This window comes from Microbacterium sp. NPDC090007 (genome assembly GCF_044748345.1).
GTDB lineage: Bacteria > Actinomycetota > Actinomycetes > Actinomycetales > Microbacteriaceae > Microbacterium.
This window is the reverse complement of record NZ_JBIVFV010000002.1, coordinates 99,413-115,018: the sequence shown is the minus strand read 5'-3', so window position 1 is coordinate 115,018 and position 15,606 is coordinate 99,413. Positions and strand designations below refer to the sequence as shown.

Below are 15,606 nucleotides of genomic sequence, written 5' to 3'. Positions count from 1 at the left end.
TCACGGAGGATCACCCATGTCCATGCCCAACCCGACCGACCCGCAGCCGACCGATCCGGCGCCCACCGACCCGCGCGCCTGGAAGGCACCGGAGTCGCAGGCCGACTTGGACCGGATCGTCGAGTCCCGTCTCGCGCGTGAGCGTGAGAAGTACAAGGGCTACGACGAGCTCAAGGCGAAGGCCGAGAAGTGGGATCAGCTCGAGGACGAGAAGAAGACCCCGAGCGAGAAGGCGATCGAGGAAGCCCGCGCTACAGCGTCGGGTGAGACCGCAGCGAAGTATGACCAGCGCATCGCCTCATCCGAGGTGAAGGCGGTGGCGGCGACGCTCGGCTTCCTGGACCCCGCCGACGCGCTCACGGTCCTCGGTTCGGACATCCCGAAGAAGGATGACGACATCGACACCGACGAGCTGAAGAAGCGCGTCGAGAAGCTCGCGCAGGACAAGCCGTACCTGGTGAAGGAGCCGTCGCGCACGCCGCGCACGCGCCCTCAGCCACGGCCGGGTGAGAAGCAGCAGGACACCACGGGCAAGCCCGGAACGGGCAAGGCAGCAGCCGCGCTCCGCCAGCTCGGCGCCAACCGCCGCAGCAACTAGGCGAACCACCTTCCGCGCTTCGGCGCACGAATCGTCAAGGAGACGAAATGGCAGACATCTCTCGCGCCGATGTGGCGACCCTGATCGAGGAGGAATACTCCCCGATCTTCCTCCAGGCGGCCGGTGACCAGCAGGGCTCCGCCGCCATCCGCGCCTTCGGCACCGTGCCCCTCGGCACGAAGATCACGAACGCGCCCGTCCTCACCACCCTCCCCGAGGCGGGGTGGGTGCAGGAGTCCGCCACGGCGGGCAACGGCGTCAAGCCGACGTCGGAGGCCGCGTGGGGCAACAAGCGCTTCGTGGTCGAGGAAATCGCCGTGATCATCCCGATCCACGAGGACGTCCTCGAGGACATGACGGAAGACGGCCTGCAGTCGCTCACCGTCCTCGGTGGCCGCGCGATTGGCAAGGTGCTCGACCAGGCCATCCTGTTCGGCATCAACAAGCCCACCACGTGGACCGATCCGGCCCTGCTGCCCGCGGCGACCGCCGCCGGCAACGTTTTCCAGATCTCGGCCACGCCGGGTGAGGACGACCTCGCCGGCTCGATCTTTCAGGCCGCCGGTGCCGTCGCCGACTCGGGCGCCAACCCCACCACGATCCTGTCGGCCGCGGGTCTCCGCTACCGCCTCGCGAACCTCCGCGCCACCGACGGCACCGCGATCCTCTCGCGCTCCCTCGGCGCCGACGGGACGTTCGCCGACAGCATCGCCGGCCTCGACGCCGCGTTCGTCGACAACGGCGCCTGGGACAACACCCTCGCGACCGCCCTCGTCGCCGACCGAACCCGCGTCAAGATCGGTCAGCGCTCGGACATCCAGGTGAAGTTCCTGGATCAGGCAACCGTCGGTGGCATCAACCTGGCGGAGCGCGACATGGTCGCCCTGCGCTTCAAGGCCCGCTACGCCTACGCCATCGGCAACACCCTCACCGGTCAGGGCTCGGCCGCCGAGCCGGTCGCCGCGGTCACCCCCGCCGCCTGATCATGGCGCAGCTCACCCACGGCACGAAGCGCCGCAAGGTGAACGTGCCCGACGAGCAGGTCAAGTTCTACATGCACCACGGATGGGTGCCCGACGTCGTCGTGGCGTCGGAGATCCCCGAGGGTACGCCTTCGGTGGATTGGACCGCGAAGGAGCTGGACGCGTACGCCGCCGACCGGGGCATCGACCTCGGCGGGGCGACGAAGAAAGCCGACAAGGTCGCCGCGATCGCCGCGGCCACCAACTAACAGGAAGGGGAGGGACGGTGTCGCTCAACCTGAAGTACGAGGACGTGCAACCGTTCCTCCCCGCCCTGCCGCCCGCTCAGGCGCTCCGAGCGCAAGCATGGGTGCCGGTCCTGGATCGGCTGCTCAACGCCCGCTACGGGGCGCACATCGACACCCACGACGACACGGAACAGAACCCGTCCAACCGGGTCATGTTCGTGTCCGCCGCGGCAGACGCGCTCGAGCGTCGCCTCGGCAAACCGGCCGGCCCCATCGACTCGCAGTCCGTGGGCCCCGCGTCGGTGAAGTACAACACCCGCGCAGCCCTGTCCCGCTGGTTCCTCCCCGAGGAGCTCGACCAACTCGACGAAGTCTGCGGCCTGGGCGGTGGCATCCGCTCCGTCCGCGCGCCCGTCCCCAACGCGGTCCGCTTCGGCAACACCATGTCGGTCTTCGACCAGATCGCGGAGTCGGACGGCTACGTCCGGGGTGACGACTGATGCTCTCAATGCCGTACGGATCCACCGTGTACCGGCTCCGCGCCGGCACCATCACCGACCCGTACTCAGGCCTTCCAATCGGGGAGGACTGGGGAAACCCGGAGCCGGAACTCGTCATCGAGCAGGCGTTCATCGCGTCCACGTCGACGTCGATGCTCGGCGACGCCACCCGCGCGCAGGCGTTGGAAGCAAAGTCGCTGTACTGCGACGACTCCTACGACATCGCAAAGGGCGACCGCATCCGCGACGGGGAGAACGGCCCGGTCTACACAATCGACGGGCTCCCCTCGACGGGGGACGTGAACCCATTCACGGGGTGGAAAGCGTCGCGCGAGATCCCCCTCACCCGCTACCTCGGCTGACAGGAGGCCTCCAGATGGCCGTCAAGTTCAACGACGCGTACTTCGACCAGCTATCCCGCTCAGCCGGAGTAGCAGGCCTGGTCGACGAAGCCGCCCGGCGAATTGCCGCAACCGCGCGCGCCAACGCACCCAAGGACACCGGCGACTACCGCAACGGCATCGTCACCGCATCGAAGCTGCAGCGGCGATACGTCGGCCTGGTCATCGGGACCGATCCGAAGACCATGCTCATCGAGTCGCGCACTGGCAACCTCGCCCGCGCACTCCGGTCCAACACCCGCCGCTCCGGCCGTCGCTGAAGGGCACCATGTACCCCACCGTCGGCGGCAATCGCGCCGCAGTGATCTACGACGACCTCGAACTGTTCCTCACGGACTGGTACCGACGAGCGCTCACCAACCGCCCCGAAGCGGTGTGCGCCAACGTAAGCGTCGGACGTGTCGAATCGGTCAAGACCCCACCGCCCGCGAAACAGCTCGTCATTCGCGACGACGGCACGTCCCGCGACACATTCCTGACCGGGCGCGCATCCATCGGCCTCACGGTCCTCGCGGGCACGAAGCTCAACCCGCGCGACGCGAAAGAGCTCGCACAGATCGTCCTCGCACTTGCCGAGCTCATCCCCTTCGACGACCCCAGCAACCCCCTGACACGTGTCTACGACTCGAACGGGCCCTACATGGTCCCGGAAGACAGCACATTCGCCCGCGTCTACAGCACCGTCACGTTCGGTGTCGCCGCGCGCCCTCTCTGACCTCACCCACGTCCCGGGCGCCCGCCCAACCCCACCCGCCTCTACACGGGGCACTCACGCAAGGAGATGACAGTGGCCGCAGACTCCGCTGGAAACGACATCCTCGCCGTCGGCGTCCCGGTCTCGGGCTCCATCGGCTTCGCCCCCTATGGGACCACCATCCCCACGCCCGCGTCGGGCGCAGACAACGACCTCACCCTCGACCCCGCCTTCGTCAAGATCGGACTGCTGAAGGAGGACGGAGGACCCCAGTTCGCATGGGCGGCTGACGGCGACCCGATCACGTTCTGGCAAGAGGGTTACTCCATCCCTTCGGGCCTGGCGAACGTGACGCTCGCGATCACCGCCGCGGAGATCCTCGCCGAGCAGGTGCGCGAGATCATCGCCGGCGTCACGCCCGACGCGAACGGGTACGTCGAGATCGACGGCGGCGGCCACGCGAAGCGATGGGTCGTGTTCTCCGAGGAGATCTTCAAGAACGGTGCCATCCGTCGCCGCGTCGCACCCCTCGTCACCCTCGCCTCCTCGACCGAGGACCGCTCCGAGCGTGGCGGTGTCATGGGCAACGCCCTGCTGTTCAACATCGCCCGTCACGAAGCCGTCAACATGAAGCACTTCGGTGAGTGGGTCCTTCCTCCCGAGGCGTGATCAAGCCGGTGGGCGGCGGTGTTCGTGGGTGACGCCGCCGCCCACCTCATTCCGGCGTACCGCGCGCCTGCAGCACACCCACGACTTCATCCACCCGCAAGGAGACCACCCACATGGCCGCACCCACCTACGCCGTCCACGACGACGTCCTCACATACACCAGCAAGCGAGGTGACGTCCTCACTGTCGACCTCGACATCCCGGCCGACATTCTCCGCAGCGCCCTCGCGACGAACGAGGACGACGACCAGGAGCAACAGTTCAAGATCGTCGCCGCCTGGCTCGGGGAAGACTTCGAGGCTGCGTTCGACCGCATGGGCGTCATCGAGCGCACCCGCTTCTCGCGTCTGTTCTTCGACGAGTTCACCAAGGCGGTGCGGATGCCGCTGGGGGAATCTCAGGGCTCCTCGAGTACATCGGGGAGCACCGAGCCGAGCTCCGCTGGGACTTCCGAGTCCTGATCGGATGCGGCCTCGACGACATCGGCCGCCGAAACAGCATCCCGTGGCGTGAAGTACCGGACCTCCTCACAGGTCTCCTCGCAGAGCCAAGGTCACACCTGCGAATGAAAGCAGCCGGGATGAGCGCGCCGACGTCCGACGCGGACACTGCGGTCATCCTGCTCGCTTCACGGGTCCTGAACTTCCTGCGAGGCACGAACGACCCCGTGTTCGAGCTCCCGACGCCATGGTCCGCGGCGGAACCGAACGCTGATGTCACGCCGGAACGCCGTGCTGAGCTGCGCGAGCAGCTTCGACGGAGGTCCGCCTTCCCCGACTGAGAGGTGTCTGCATGCCTGAGCTTGGATCCGGGCAGATCGCGATCGTCCCCACTTTCAAAGGCTTCCGCAAGGCAATCACGGCGGAGACCGACGCGGCCGCGAAGGACTCCGAGTCGGGTTTTAAGAAGGCGTTCACCTCTACCGGACAGACGTCCGGGCGCACCACCGGGTCCGGTTTCCGGAAGGCCTTCGAGCAGGAGTCGAGGGGTTTCTCGTCGTCTGCGACGAAGGAACTGGAGCGTGCAGTCGCGACATCCTCGCGCGCGCTGTCGCAGGCTCGCCTGAAGGAGCAGGATGCGGCCGGCAAGGTGCGTGTCGCTGAAAAGCAGCTGGCTGAGGCGCGCGACAAGTACGCCAACGATTCGTCCCAGGTGATCCGTGCGGAGGAGCGGCTCGCCACGGCGACCCGTCAGCTCGGGGCCGCGCAGGGCAACACGAAGGACGCAACCGACAGCCTCCGCTCAGCGCAGGGGCGTCTCGCTTCGGCGGCCGATGATGCCGGCGAGCAGCTGAATCAGGCAGGGCGTCGATCCGCCGGCCGTTTCGCATCCGGCTTCCGCGAGGTGCTCACTGGTTCGTTCGTGGGCTCGGCGCTCGGGAACATCGCGTCGAACCTCGCCTCCAGCATCGGCAACGCGGTTGGTGACGGGTTCCGCGCTGCCGGCCGGTACGTGCAGGACAGCATCGGGTTCGCCTCGTCGCTTGAACAGTCCATTGGGGCCGTCGACGCGGTCTTCAAGGACAACGCCTCCACGATCCGTACATGGGCCGCTGGCGCCGCGCAGGACGTCGGCCTGTCCCGGAACGCGTACCAGGAGTTCGCGACCGTGATCGGGGCGCAGCTGAAGAACCTCGGCGTCCCGATCGAGGACGTAACGGGGCAGACCGGGGTTCTGATCGGCCTCGGTGCTGATCTCGCTGCGCAGTTCGGCGGGCCCACCACGGACGCAGTGAACGCCATCTCCGCCGCTCTGCGTGGAGAGCGCGACCCGATCGAACGTTACGGCGTCTCCATCAATGAGGCCGCCGTGTCCGCCCGTCTCGCGGCCCTCGGGCTGAACAACCTCACGGGGGAGCAGGAGCAGGCGGCGAAGGCTCAAGCGGTCCTGTCGCTGCTCATGGAGCAGACGGCGGACGCGCAGGGCACGTTCGCCCGGGAGTCGGACACCCTCGCTGGTCAGCAGGCGCGACTGAACGCGGAGTGGCAGAATGCGCAGGCCAGCCTCGGCTTGTCGTTGCTGCCGGCGCTGACATCCCTCGCTCAGGTTGCGAACGAGTCGCTGGTTCCAGCTTTGAACGCGACCATCGCGAAGGTCGGACCGGAACTCGGTCAGGCACTCACCGACTCGACGCCGGCGCTCATCTCTCTGGCGATGGCCACCGCAGAGTATCTGCCGCAGCTCATCGAGTTGGGGACCCAAGCGCTCCCGATCTTCATCCAGGGCGCGCAGGCCATCATCCCTTTGCTTCAGATTTGGACGAACAACCAGACCGGCCTGCTGCAGCTGACCAACGCACTGTTCTCGTTCCTGAACGGTGACACGTCACTGCAGAAGACCGCGCAGAACGCTCTGAACGCGTCTGGTGCATTCGGTGATCTCCTCAGGGGGATCACGGGTGCCCTCGGGGGCGTCCGCGAATTCGGGTTCGGTGTCGGTCAGGCCATGGTGACCGCGGCATCCGCGGTGCAGAACGGCGTCAATTCGGCAATCGGGTTCATCCAGTCGCTCCCACAGCGAGCTTCGGCCGCACTCGGCGACCTCGGGGGATTGCTCTACAGCTCCGGTCGGTCGCTCATCAACGGCTTCCTGCGTGGGATCGCCGAAACGCCCGTCGGTTCCGTCATCGGAGGGGTGCTGTCCACTGTCCGCGGGTTCTTCCCGAATTCGCCCGCGAAGTACGGTCCGTTCTCTGGGGCTGGATGGGACCGTCTTCGCCAGTCCGGTACGGCCGTGATGGAGCAGTTCGAAGCGGGCATGACCCGTCACACGAACCGTGTCCCCGTCGCGGCGTCGTTCGCAATGTCAGGAGGGACCCTCTCGACGATGAACGGAACAGGCAGCGGGCAACGGTACTCAGGCGGTGACACGTACAACATCAACGGGATCACACCCGCCGAGACCGCAAGTTGGATCGCGGCAGAGATTGAGACGAAGAAGCGACGTCGTGTGACTCGGACGGGCGCTCTGGTGACCGCGGGGGTGAGCTGATGTACCCGGTGGTGCTCGGCTCGCCGCCGGTCGGGTCGATCCCAGTCCGCAGCGACTGGTCCGGTATTCGGCTGACCTGGGAAGGCCCGGACGGAACCGTATGGGACCTCAACGACCCGGACGGGGGAGTGGTCCTCACCCGCGACGGCGTGGAGGGGCTCGACAACCCGCGCATCACGAAGCACTCCTCCACCGCACGGGCCATCCCCGGGAAGCGGACCCGCGGGTGGCGCGCCGAGTCGCGTGACGTGTTCTGGCCCGTCTACCTCTGGGCGGACGGTTCCACCGCATGGCTCGAGCGGCAGCGCGCGTTCCGCAACTCCATCCACCCCACGACCCCGGGCACGTGGAGGGTCAAGGCGGGCGATGAGGAACGCACCCTGCAGCTGACGGGCGTGTTCGACGACACGCACCAGTACGAACGTGACCCGATGCTGAAAGGGTGGGCGGTCTACGGCCTCACCCTCGAGGCGGATCAACCGTTCTGGCAGGGCGAGCGGATCCGCCGCGGCCCCTGGGGTGCTCCGGACCCTCGCCCGTTCATTCCTGCCGGTGGGGCACCCGCGTTCACGATCTCGTCATCATCGGCGTTCGGCACAGCCAGCATCCCCAACCCCGGCGACGTCGAAGGGTGGGGCGTGTGGTCCGTCGCCGGGCCGCTGGACGAGATCACCCTAGGCGTCGGTGATGCGATCATCACCGTCCCGTTCGCGCTTGAGCTGACGGACGTGCTCGTCATCGACACCGACCCCCGCCACCCCACGGCACTGCTCAACGGTGTCGACGCGACCGAACAGCTCGGACTGCAGGACTACGCGCCCGTCCCGCCGGGGGAGTCGGTCCCGCTGCACGTGGAAGCCACCGGGACCGGCCGCATCATGTTCGACCTCGTGCCCCTGTTCTTCCGCGCGTTCTGATCGAGAGGGGACTGCCGTGGACGACACTCTCACCTTCGCGATCTACGACAAGGCGGGGACGTACAAGCGACAGTTCTCCGGGGTCGAGGCCACCCTTGACCTGGCGGGGAACGTCATCCCGACGGCGACGTTCGTCCTCGACGATGACGACCCCGCCCTCGGTGCGGTCCTCGCGAACGGGGCGCGCGCCGCAGTCCTGTTCCGTGGGGAGCAGCGGTGCCGGGGCTTGATCCGCCGCAAGCCCGGTACCGGCCCGAACGGGCAGGTCACCGGGCACGTCGTCGGCGACCTGCGGAAGCTGTGGGAGTGGCAGGGCCGCCCGGTCCCGTCCGCCACGATCGACGCGCAGACGCAGGCGTACCGGACGTACACGGGCCCATCAGAGGCGGTGTTCAAGAACGCCCTGGCCGAGAACTTCGCCCGCCTCGGCGTCCCCTGGGTGGTCGCCCCATCCCTCGGGCGGGGGAGTACCACCCGCGCGGAGTTTCGATTCCATCCCCTCGCCGACAAGGTGCTGCAGGCTCTCACAGCCGACAACCTCATCGTCACGCTCGACTACCTCGACGGGCAGGTGATCGTCGACACACGACCCGCACGAACCGTCCCAGGAGTGTTCACCGTCGCCACCGGCGTCCCTGACGAATTCACCTACGACCTCACCGGCCCCACCGCCACACGCATCATCGTCGGCGGCCGCGGGGAAGGCGTCGAGCGGCAATTCGTCGAGGTGCGCGACACCGTGCTCGAGGCGGACTGGAACGACATCATCGAGGGCTTCGTCGACGCCCGCAACACCGACGAGGACGCAGACATCACCGTCGACGGACTCGAAGCCCTCGCCGAGGGCGCCCCGAAGTCCGGGCTGACGACGACGCTGAACGAGACCGACCGGTTCCGCTACGGCACCACCTACGTCGAGGGTGACCTCGTCCGCGTGCGTGTCGGCCCCATCGACCGGGTTCAGCCGATCAGCGTGTCCGTCACCGAGACAACCGAAGACGGCCTCGTCGTCACCCCCCACATCGGGGACATCGAAGACGACACCGACACGATCCTCGCGCAGCAGATCGCCCGCCTCGCGCGCGGGGCTCGAGACACAGGAAGAAGGTAGCCATGGCCGTCAGCATCACGGACAGCGTCGGGTACGAAGGCACCGTCGACGAACCGCAGTGGGCGCGCCTCATGGCCTACGCCGGCGGACGACAGTACGGCGTCATCGGAGAGGGCGACTGGAAGGTCACCGCCGGCACCGCCGACCGGGAGATCCGCATCGCCCCCGGGAGTGGCTTCGGATCCGGCGTTCTCGACCGGACGACGGTGGCCGCCTCCCTCGTGCTGCCGGCCCCCGCGTCCGGGTCACGTTGGCACCTGATCGCTGCACGCCGAGACTGGCAGAACAACCTCACCACGCTGGACAGCATCCCCGGGTCCACCGGCGCCGCCGCGCTCCCGGTCCGGGCGGTCACACCGGGCACCGCGGATGACCATCCCATCGCGCTGGTACAGGCCACCGCGGGGCAGTCGCAGGTGACGCAGATCATCGACCTGCGCGTCTGGGGGAGCGACGGCGGGTCTTACGCTCTTGACGAGCTTGTTCTGCAGTTCCTGAACCGTCTCGGCACTCAGGTGCAGATTGGCGGGCGCTCCTGGATGCGGACGCTCAATAATCTCGGAACCCCTATGTGGACGGAGCTCGGAGTAGGTCGGCTACTCAGCGTCGTGTCGCTCGTGTGGGACTCGACTATGGGGCAGTCTTTCGCTCCCGGCGCGAACGGTGCCGTCAACTGGCCTGAGACGGCCCGGAACATAGCGCGCCTGGACTTTCCCGACCCGGGTGTTCCGTACAGGGTCCGGATGTACGCGCAGGGGTTCTGGGGCAGCGAAGGCGACGACGGCACCCGGTTCGACTTCGACATGGTCGTGGGGTCCACCACGATCGCGACGAAGCTCCCCGCAGGAGACGAGTTCTTCTTCGGCAACTGGCGGTCCTGGGCGCCACCAGCGTCCGCGCAGACATTCGTGGGCGCGCAGTCCCTGTTTTTCCGTGCACGGCGCATCGCCGGCCCCGGCACGTTCGGTGCCGTCCGCAAATCCGAGTCGTTCGTCACCGCGGAGATCTACTCCGCCTGACAGGAGGAACCCGTCATGAGCACCCCCATCCCCACCCCGTACGACATCGGCGGCGTCCACGTCCCCGACACGATCGAGAACGAGGAGAACGACGATGCCCGTTGACGGAGTCGCCGCCGCGAACACGCTCCTCAGCTACCGCGACATCAAGGGCGGCTACTGCTTGTTCTACGTGTGGCAGGCGTACAAGGCCCACGGCGCGTCCACGGGCCGCGCCGCGGGTACCGCGACGGAGGGGTGGAACAAGTCGGACGGGAAGCACCCGGGCGACCGGAACCCGCCCGCTGGGGTTCCCGTCTGGTGGGGACCGAAAGCGTCCTCCGCCGCCGGTGACGTGACCATCAGCCTCGGCGGTGGCCGTGTCGCCGCGACCGACTACCCCCGGTACGGGGTTGTCGGGACCTGCACCATCGACGAACGCGAACGCCAGATCGGCCGCCCCTACCTCGGGTGGACGGAAGCGATCTTCGACCAGCCCATCAGCCGCCCCGGGTCCGCCGGCACCGGCACACCGTTCACTCCGGAAGGATTCCTCATGGCACTCTCCGACGCCCAGCAGCAGCAGATCTACAACGTCATCGTCGCGCCCAAGAAACGGCAGGGCGGGAAGATGGGCGGAGAGGTCACGCTGGAGGGCATCATCCAGTGGTACGACCACAACATCATCGGACTCACCGAGCTCCTGCAGGCCATCCACGGGGTCACCGTCGCTGACCTGCCCCGTGAGGGTGGCGCGATGGGCGGGAAGACCAGCCTCAAGGCTGCGCTGCAGTGGCTCGACCAGAACTTCTCGCTGCTGCAGCGCAAGACCGACGCGGTCACCGAAGCTGTCATCGAGGCGGTCAAGGCCAGCGGCGCCACGGTAGACGAAAGCGTCCTGCGCTCCGCCGTTTCGACCGCGCTCGAGAAGGCCCTCGGTGGCACCACCCTCGACCCGCAGGTCACGGCGAAGGCCGTCCGGGCCGAGTTCCGCAACGACCCGGTGAAGTAATGGTCCGCCGCGCCCAGATCAGCGCCTGGGCTCGCCGCATCCCGTGGCATAACTGGATCTTCGGCGGCTACTACCTGTTCTTCGGGTTCATGGGGCTCTGTGCGCTCCTGTGGACGCCGACAAGCATCCAGGGCGCCGCGGGTCCGTGGGCGACGCTGTCGTGGGCCATAGCGTCGCTCACCGTCGCAGGAGTCGGCATCACCGGCGCGCTCCGTCCGAACTTCCGATGGGAGGTGTGGGCCAACTACGCCGGCATCATCGCCGTGTTCCTCTACGCCTCCACCGTGCAGCTGATCATCCTGCTCGAGGCCCAGTTCACCCGATCGCCGCAGTTCTGGGCGATCGCCGCGCACGTGTGGATCTTCGCGTTGCGCCTGGTCTACATCCACCTCGAGGTGCGGAAGAAGACCATCACGGCGGCCGACGCCAGCGAGGAGTAACCGGATGCCGACGTTTGACCAGGCGTGGCAGGTCGGCCAGACCGTGTTCCTCATCTTGCTGGCCGCCGGTGGCGCCTGGGCGGCGTGGGCGCAGAACCGCAAGCAGAAGACTCGCGACGGCAAGACCGTGGAGAAGCTGCCTGGAGATGTCCTCGCCCGAACGCACCCCGACCCGGAAGTGCAGCGACTCATCGCCGAGGTGAACCGACTGTCGAACCGGGCCGAGGCGCAGCAGAACGAGCTCACGGAGATGTCGAAAGAGCTCGGCCAGCTCCGCACCGAAGTGCGCAAGGCCGACGACCGGTCCTACCTGTTGCAGCGCATCGTTCGCCGGTTCATCGACGCATGGCCCCACGACCACCGCATGCCGCACCTCACCCCCGAGGAGTGGGACCTCATCGGCATCGACGAGGACACCACCCCCGGCCGTAACCGCTCCACCTGACCCCGGCACCGTGTCGGGGTCCTCGTCTCGAAAGGACACCCCGCATGAGCACCAACAACCCCACCACCGTCACCGACGTCGCCGTGGACCTGGCCGACAAGACCGTCCCCGCCGTCGTCGTCACCAGCAGCGCCAAGGCATTCGTCGGCGCCGCCGTCGCCGGCCTCACCGCCGGTGGCGCAGCGCTCGCATCCGCGATCGGCGACAACGTCATCACCGGCGGCGAGTGGATCACCATCCTCGCCGCGATCGCCGTCGGCGCCGGGCTCACCGGTGGTGGCGTCTACGGCGCCACCAACAAGCGCGTCGTCAGCTGATGGCCCATGACGGGCAGGGCGGGCGAGAAGCCCACGACGCTCATGCGTCAACTGCACGCGTTCTTCGTCCTCGCGGACCTCGACCTCGCCCTGCTCGTCACCCTCACCTGCTGCTTGCTCTGGCGGTCCTAACCGCAGCGTTCACCCTCTACTTCTCGCCCCGGCGTCGCGCCGGCACCTGAAAGGACCCGCCCATGGCCGTCGTCGGATACTTCCCCGCGACCCTCGCCGTCGACAGCAACACCGGCACCCGCCTCCGCAACGCTGAGGCGCAGGTGTATGCGATGACGGACACGTCGTTCTCCTCGCCTCTGGCGATCACGGACGTCGCCGGTGTCCCCATCACGGGGAACAAGCTCGTCTCCAACAGCGACGGCATCTACCCCGAGTTCAAGCCGCCGGCTGGGGTGACGCAGGTGATCGTGAAGTCGGGGCAGGCGCTGACCCCGATGACGGATATTTCGGTGTCCGCGGCCGCCGCTGAGACCGCTGCGTCGACGGCTACTACGGCTGCGGGGACGGCGACGACCGCGGCGGGTGCGGCGTCTTCGTCGGCCTCGAGCGCGGCCACCGCTGCGGCTCAGGCTGTCGCGGTGGGGAACACTAACGACACGATCATCGAGGGCCGTATCAAGGACTCGACGTCGAAGACCGCGGTGGCGCTAAACGCCACGATTGCGTCTGTTTCCGGGTCCGAGATCGGCACCGCGGGCACTCCCGCGCGCAACGCGGTGGACGCTCGCGTGCAGGCCAAAGGGCAAGAGTTCTTCGCCCCGGCCGACCTCGCAACGCAGGCCCTCATCCCTGCACCTCGGTTCGTGCCTCAGCCCGCGAAGACCGTGCTGAACGCCTTCGGATCGGGGCACGGCTCCACCGGCACAGTCAGCACCGGCTCGTGGGGAGCGCTCAACCTGGACGACACGACACAGGACGCCTGGGGCCTCAGCACGCAGGTAGTGACCGGGGTGACGCGCGGCACCGGCGGCGCAGCGCTCGGAGCGATCGATGTCCCCACGACCGCGTTCGACCCGACCGGCAAGGTGTTCGAGGCTCTCATCCAGGTCGACAAGCCGACGAACCTCAGCCAGGTGTTCGCCCTCATGACGAGCGACAACTTCGCGAACTTTTCGTCGTTCACAATCCTGTCCGGGTCCGACAAGACGAAGTTCCTCTACCCGGGGAAGCCCTACCTCGCTCGGTTCACCGCGGCCGACAAGATCGGCGACAGCGGCACCGGCATGGGCACCGCCATCACGAAGATCCGACTGCGCGTCCAGGACGACGGCAGCGGACAGGCGGTCATCATCTCGTTCGGCGGTCTCCGCACGTTCCCCAAGCCCAGCGCTGTGATCTCACTCACATTCGACGACGGATACCGGTCCCACGTCACCACGGTGAAGCGACTCCTCGCCGCCAAGGGCTACCGGGGCACCTTCTATCCGATCATCAGCAACTTCGGCAGCCCCGGGATCGCATCCGCAGCCGAATGGCTCGACCTCAACCGCATCCACGGGCACGAACTCGGATCGCACGCGAGCAGCCTCGCAGCGCACGCCAAGGGCTTGCCTGCGATGACGGATGCGGAACGCGACGCCGAGCTTCGAGCATGCCGCGCCTGGCTCGTGCAGAACGGCGTGAGTGGTCAGTCGTACGCCTACCCCGGCGGCCAGGTCGACCGGCTCAGCGCGGACAAGGTGCGTCAGTACTACGTGTCGGCGCGCACCACGTCCGGCTCACAGCGTGACGTCGCGCCGCCGCCCGATCCGATGTACCTCAAGAGCACCCAGGTGGACTCGACGCAGTCGCTGTCGGCCGTTCAGGCGCTCGTGACGAAGGCTGCGGCGAACGGCTGGTGGCTGACCCTCACGTTCCACGACATCGTGTCGGGGACCGCCTCGGGTCTGTCCTGGTCGGAGGCCGATCTGACCTCGCTGCTGAACTCGATTCAGTCAGCGGGCGTTGCGGTGAAGCCGGTCGGAGAGGTGATGGCGGGCATCTGACGAGCGGCGGCGGTAGCTTGGGGCCGGTTATTGAGTTGCCGCCGTCCGCCTGCGTACGCCGTCACTCCAAGCGCTGTGACGGCGAACAGAATCGGTCCGAGCTGCAGGATGAGCGCCACCGTCGAGGCGAGGACGAGAAGGCCGATCAGCGAGACACCTGCGGCGCCGGAGCGCCACCCGAAGGATCCGACGGCCACCATGATCGACGCCGCGAAGATGAGCACGGTCGGTATCCACCCGTACTGGAGAAGCCAGAGAACGTAGGCGTTGTCGATGGAGTTGAAGCCCTGGTAGACGAGTCCCGTTTGATCTTGGGCGATGCCGCGGCCAAGACCGAACACGGACACGTCGTTCGCGAAGACGGCGAGCACGTTCTCGCGGTACAGGCTGGAGGCTGAGGTCTCCGCCTCGGACGCATCGAACACGCTGAGCACCTGCGGCGCGACGAAGACCGCGAGCGTCAGCAGGCCAATCGTGATCGTGCCGCGTGCGAGCGCAGATAGGTTGCGTCCGGGCGAAAGAACGAGCGTCAGCACGAGCCCCAGCAAAGCAGCGATGATCGCGCCGCGGCTGAACGTCACAAGCGTTCCGACGAGGAGTAGGGCGGTCGCGGCGAGCTTCCATCCCACTCGTGCACGCATTGTCAGAGCGAACGGCACTGCTGACGCGAGCACGCCGCCCATGACGATCGAGTGGCCGAGTGCGCCTTCGCTGCGCGCGAGACCACCGCGGATCTGGATGTCGTTCCAGTTGGCTGTGGACGCGAGGGTCTCGAAAGGGTGGATGCCGGTGAGGAACTCGGCGATCGACCACCCGGCGGTGATTGTCGCCATGACTGCGAACACGCGTCCGGCGCGCTCGATACCGATCTCGGCGGACAGCACCCGGAGAACGACGTATGCCGGAATCAGGGTCATCAGCGTGCCGCGGACCGATGATCCGGGGGCGCCTGCGAAGAGCATTGCCGCGAAGAGCAAAGCGAAAGCCACCGTGATGACGACGTCGAGTGGATGCACCTTCACGGATCGCCGGGCGCGGATAAGCGCAGGCAGGAGCATCACCGCGGCGAGCGTAGCGGGCGGGACGATACCTCCGAGGTCAACGCCGATCCAGGCGGGCACGAAGAGCAGCGAGGCAAGCCAGACCACGAGCGCGGCGGTTGGGCGACGACGGAGGACGACCGCACCGAAGACGCCAACGATCGCGAGCACGAGGAGCGGCTGATTCAGCGCCGCGGGCACGAGCACGAGGGTTGCGAACGCAGCCGCCACGTAGAGGGCCGTCGTCTTCATGCTTCGTTCCA

The 15,606-nt window shown here is 67.5% G+C and carries 19 protein-coding genes and 1 pseudogene; 19 read left to right on the top strand and 1 reads right to left on the bottom strand.

Features of this window, described 5'->3' with window-relative positions; translation table 11 throughout:
• Positions 1 to 16: 16 nt before the first annotated feature.
• The 19 genes and pseudogenes from ACIPVB_RS08975 (at position 17) to ACIPVB_RS08885 (ending at position 14,303) form a co-directional block, all read left to right on the top strand.
• Complete coding sequence (locus ACIPVB_RS08975; RefSeq protein WP_400368347.1) at positions 17 to 598, top strand: hypothetical protein; 582 nt, start codon at positions 17 to 19, stop codon at positions 596 to 598.
• A 26-nt stretch (positions 599 to 624) separates the two neighbouring features.
• Positions 625 to 1,581 (top strand): annotated as a pseudogene (locus ACIPVB_RS08970) (phage major capsid protein); the annotation flags it as partial.
• 2 nt (positions 1,582 to 1,583) lie between these two features.
• Positions 1,584 to 1,829: a hypothetical protein gene (locus ACIPVB_RS08965; RefSeq protein ID WP_400368345.1), complete on the top strand. Its 246-nt coding sequence runs from the start codon at positions 1,584 to 1,586 to the stop codon at positions 1,827 to 1,829.
• A gap of 17 nt (positions 1,830 to 1,846) precedes the next feature.
• Positions 1,847 to 2,308 (top strand): hypothetical protein, encoded by a 462-nt coding sequence (locus tag ACIPVB_RS08960; protein WP_400368344.1) that lies wholly within the window; start codon positions 1,847 to 1,849, stop codon positions 2,306 to 2,308.
• Positions 2,308 to 2,670: a hypothetical protein gene (locus ACIPVB_RS08955; RefSeq protein ID WP_400368342.1), complete on the top strand. Its 363-nt coding sequence runs from the start codon at positions 2,308 to 2,310 to the stop codon at positions 2,668 to 2,670. The genes ACIPVB_RS08960 and ACIPVB_RS08955 overlap by 1 nt, the downstream gene beginning before the upstream one ends.
• A 14-nt stretch (positions 2,671 to 2,684) precedes the next feature.
• Positions 2,685 to 2,969 (top strand): HK97 gp10 family phage protein, encoded by a 285-nt coding sequence (locus tag ACIPVB_RS08950; protein WP_400368341.1) that lies wholly within the window; start codon positions 2,685 to 2,687, stop codon positions 2,967 to 2,969.
• An 8-nt stretch (positions 2,970 to 2,977) separates the two neighbouring features.
• Complete coding sequence (locus ACIPVB_RS08945; RefSeq protein WP_400368340.1) at positions 2,978 to 3,424, top strand: hypothetical protein; 447 nt, start codon at positions 2,978 to 2,980, stop codon at positions 3,422 to 3,424.
• Positions 3,425 to 3,496: 72 nt separating this feature from the next.
• The gene (locus ACIPVB_RS08940) at positions 3,497 to 4,072 is read left to right on the top strand and encodes a hypothetical protein (protein ID WP_400368338.1); all 576 of its coding nucleotides are present in this window, start codon (positions 3,497 to 3,499) and stop codon (positions 4,070 to 4,072) included.
• 113 nt (positions 4,073 to 4,185) lie between these two features.
• Entirely contained in the window at positions 4,186 to 4,533 is a 348-nt protein-coding gene (locus ACIPVB_RS08935; protein ID WP_400368337.1) for a hypothetical protein, read from the top strand.
• Positions 4,534 to 4,864: 331 nt separating this feature from the next.
• On the top strand, positions 4,865 to 7,063 hold the full coding sequence (locus tag ACIPVB_RS08930) for a hypothetical protein (protein WP_400368336.1): 2,199 nt from the start codon (positions 4,865 to 4,867) through the stop codon (positions 7,061 to 7,063).
• A complete protein-coding gene (locus ACIPVB_RS08925) occupies positions 7,063 to 7,980 on the top strand; it encodes a hypothetical protein (protein ID WP_400368335.1) in 918 nt (305 codons plus the stop codon). The genes ACIPVB_RS08930 and ACIPVB_RS08925 overlap by 1 nt, the downstream gene beginning before the upstream one ends.
• Before the next feature lie 16 nt (positions 7,981 to 7,996).
• Positions 7,997 to 9,091, top strand: a complete 1,095-nt coding sequence (locus tag ACIPVB_RS08920; protein WP_400368333.1) for a hypothetical protein — start codon at positions 7,997 to 7,999, stop codon at positions 9,089 to 9,091.
• 2 nt (positions 9,092 to 9,093) lie between these two features.
• A complete protein-coding gene (locus ACIPVB_RS08915; protein ID WP_400368332.1) occupies positions 9,094 to 10,110 on the top strand; it encodes a hypothetical protein in 1,017 nt (338 codons plus the stop codon).
• Positions 10,111 to 10,204: 94 nt separating this feature from the next.
• Positions 10,205 to 11,101 (top strand): hypothetical protein, encoded by an 897-nt coding sequence (locus ACIPVB_RS08910; protein ID WP_400368330.1) that lies wholly within the window; start codon positions 10,205 to 10,207, stop codon positions 11,099 to 11,101.
• Positions 11,101 to 11,541, top strand: a complete 441-nt coding sequence (locus ACIPVB_RS08905; RefSeq protein ID WP_400368329.1) for a hypothetical protein — start codon at positions 11,101 to 11,103, stop codon at positions 11,539 to 11,541. Before ACIPVB_RS08910 ends, ACIPVB_RS08905 begins: the two co-directional genes overlap by 1 nt.
• Positions 11,542 to 11,545: 4 nt before the next feature.
• Entirely contained in the window at positions 11,546 to 11,986 is a 441-nt protein-coding gene (locus ACIPVB_RS08900) for a hypothetical protein (protein WP_400368327.1), read from the top strand.
• A 44-nt stretch (positions 11,987 to 12,030) separates the two neighbouring features.
• Positions 12,031 to 12,303, top strand: a complete 273-nt coding sequence (locus ACIPVB_RS08895) for a hypothetical protein (RefSeq protein WP_400368326.1) — start codon at positions 12,031 to 12,033, stop codon at positions 12,301 to 12,303.
• Between the two features lie 6 nt (positions 12,304 to 12,309).
• On the top strand, positions 12,310 to 12,435 hold the full coding sequence (locus tag ACIPVB_RS08890) for a hypothetical protein (RefSeq protein WP_400368325.1): 126 nt from the start codon (positions 12,310 to 12,312) through the stop codon (positions 12,433 to 12,435).
• Positions 12,436 to 12,497: 62 nt separating this feature from the next.
• A complete protein-coding gene (locus ACIPVB_RS08885; RefSeq protein ID WP_400368324.1) occupies positions 12,498 to 14,303 on the top strand; it encodes a polysaccharide deacetylase family protein in 1,806 nt (601 codons plus the stop codon).
• Here the strand turns inward: ACIPVB_RS08885 and ACIPVB_RS08880 are convergent.
• Entirely contained in the window at positions 14,249 to 15,595 is a 1,347-nt protein-coding gene (locus tag ACIPVB_RS08880) for an O-antigen ligase family protein (RefSeq protein WP_400368323.1), read from the bottom strand. The two genes, ACIPVB_RS08885 and ACIPVB_RS08880, sit on opposite strands and share 55 nt — an antisense overlap.
• Positions 15,596 to 15,606: the final 11 nt, after the last annotated feature.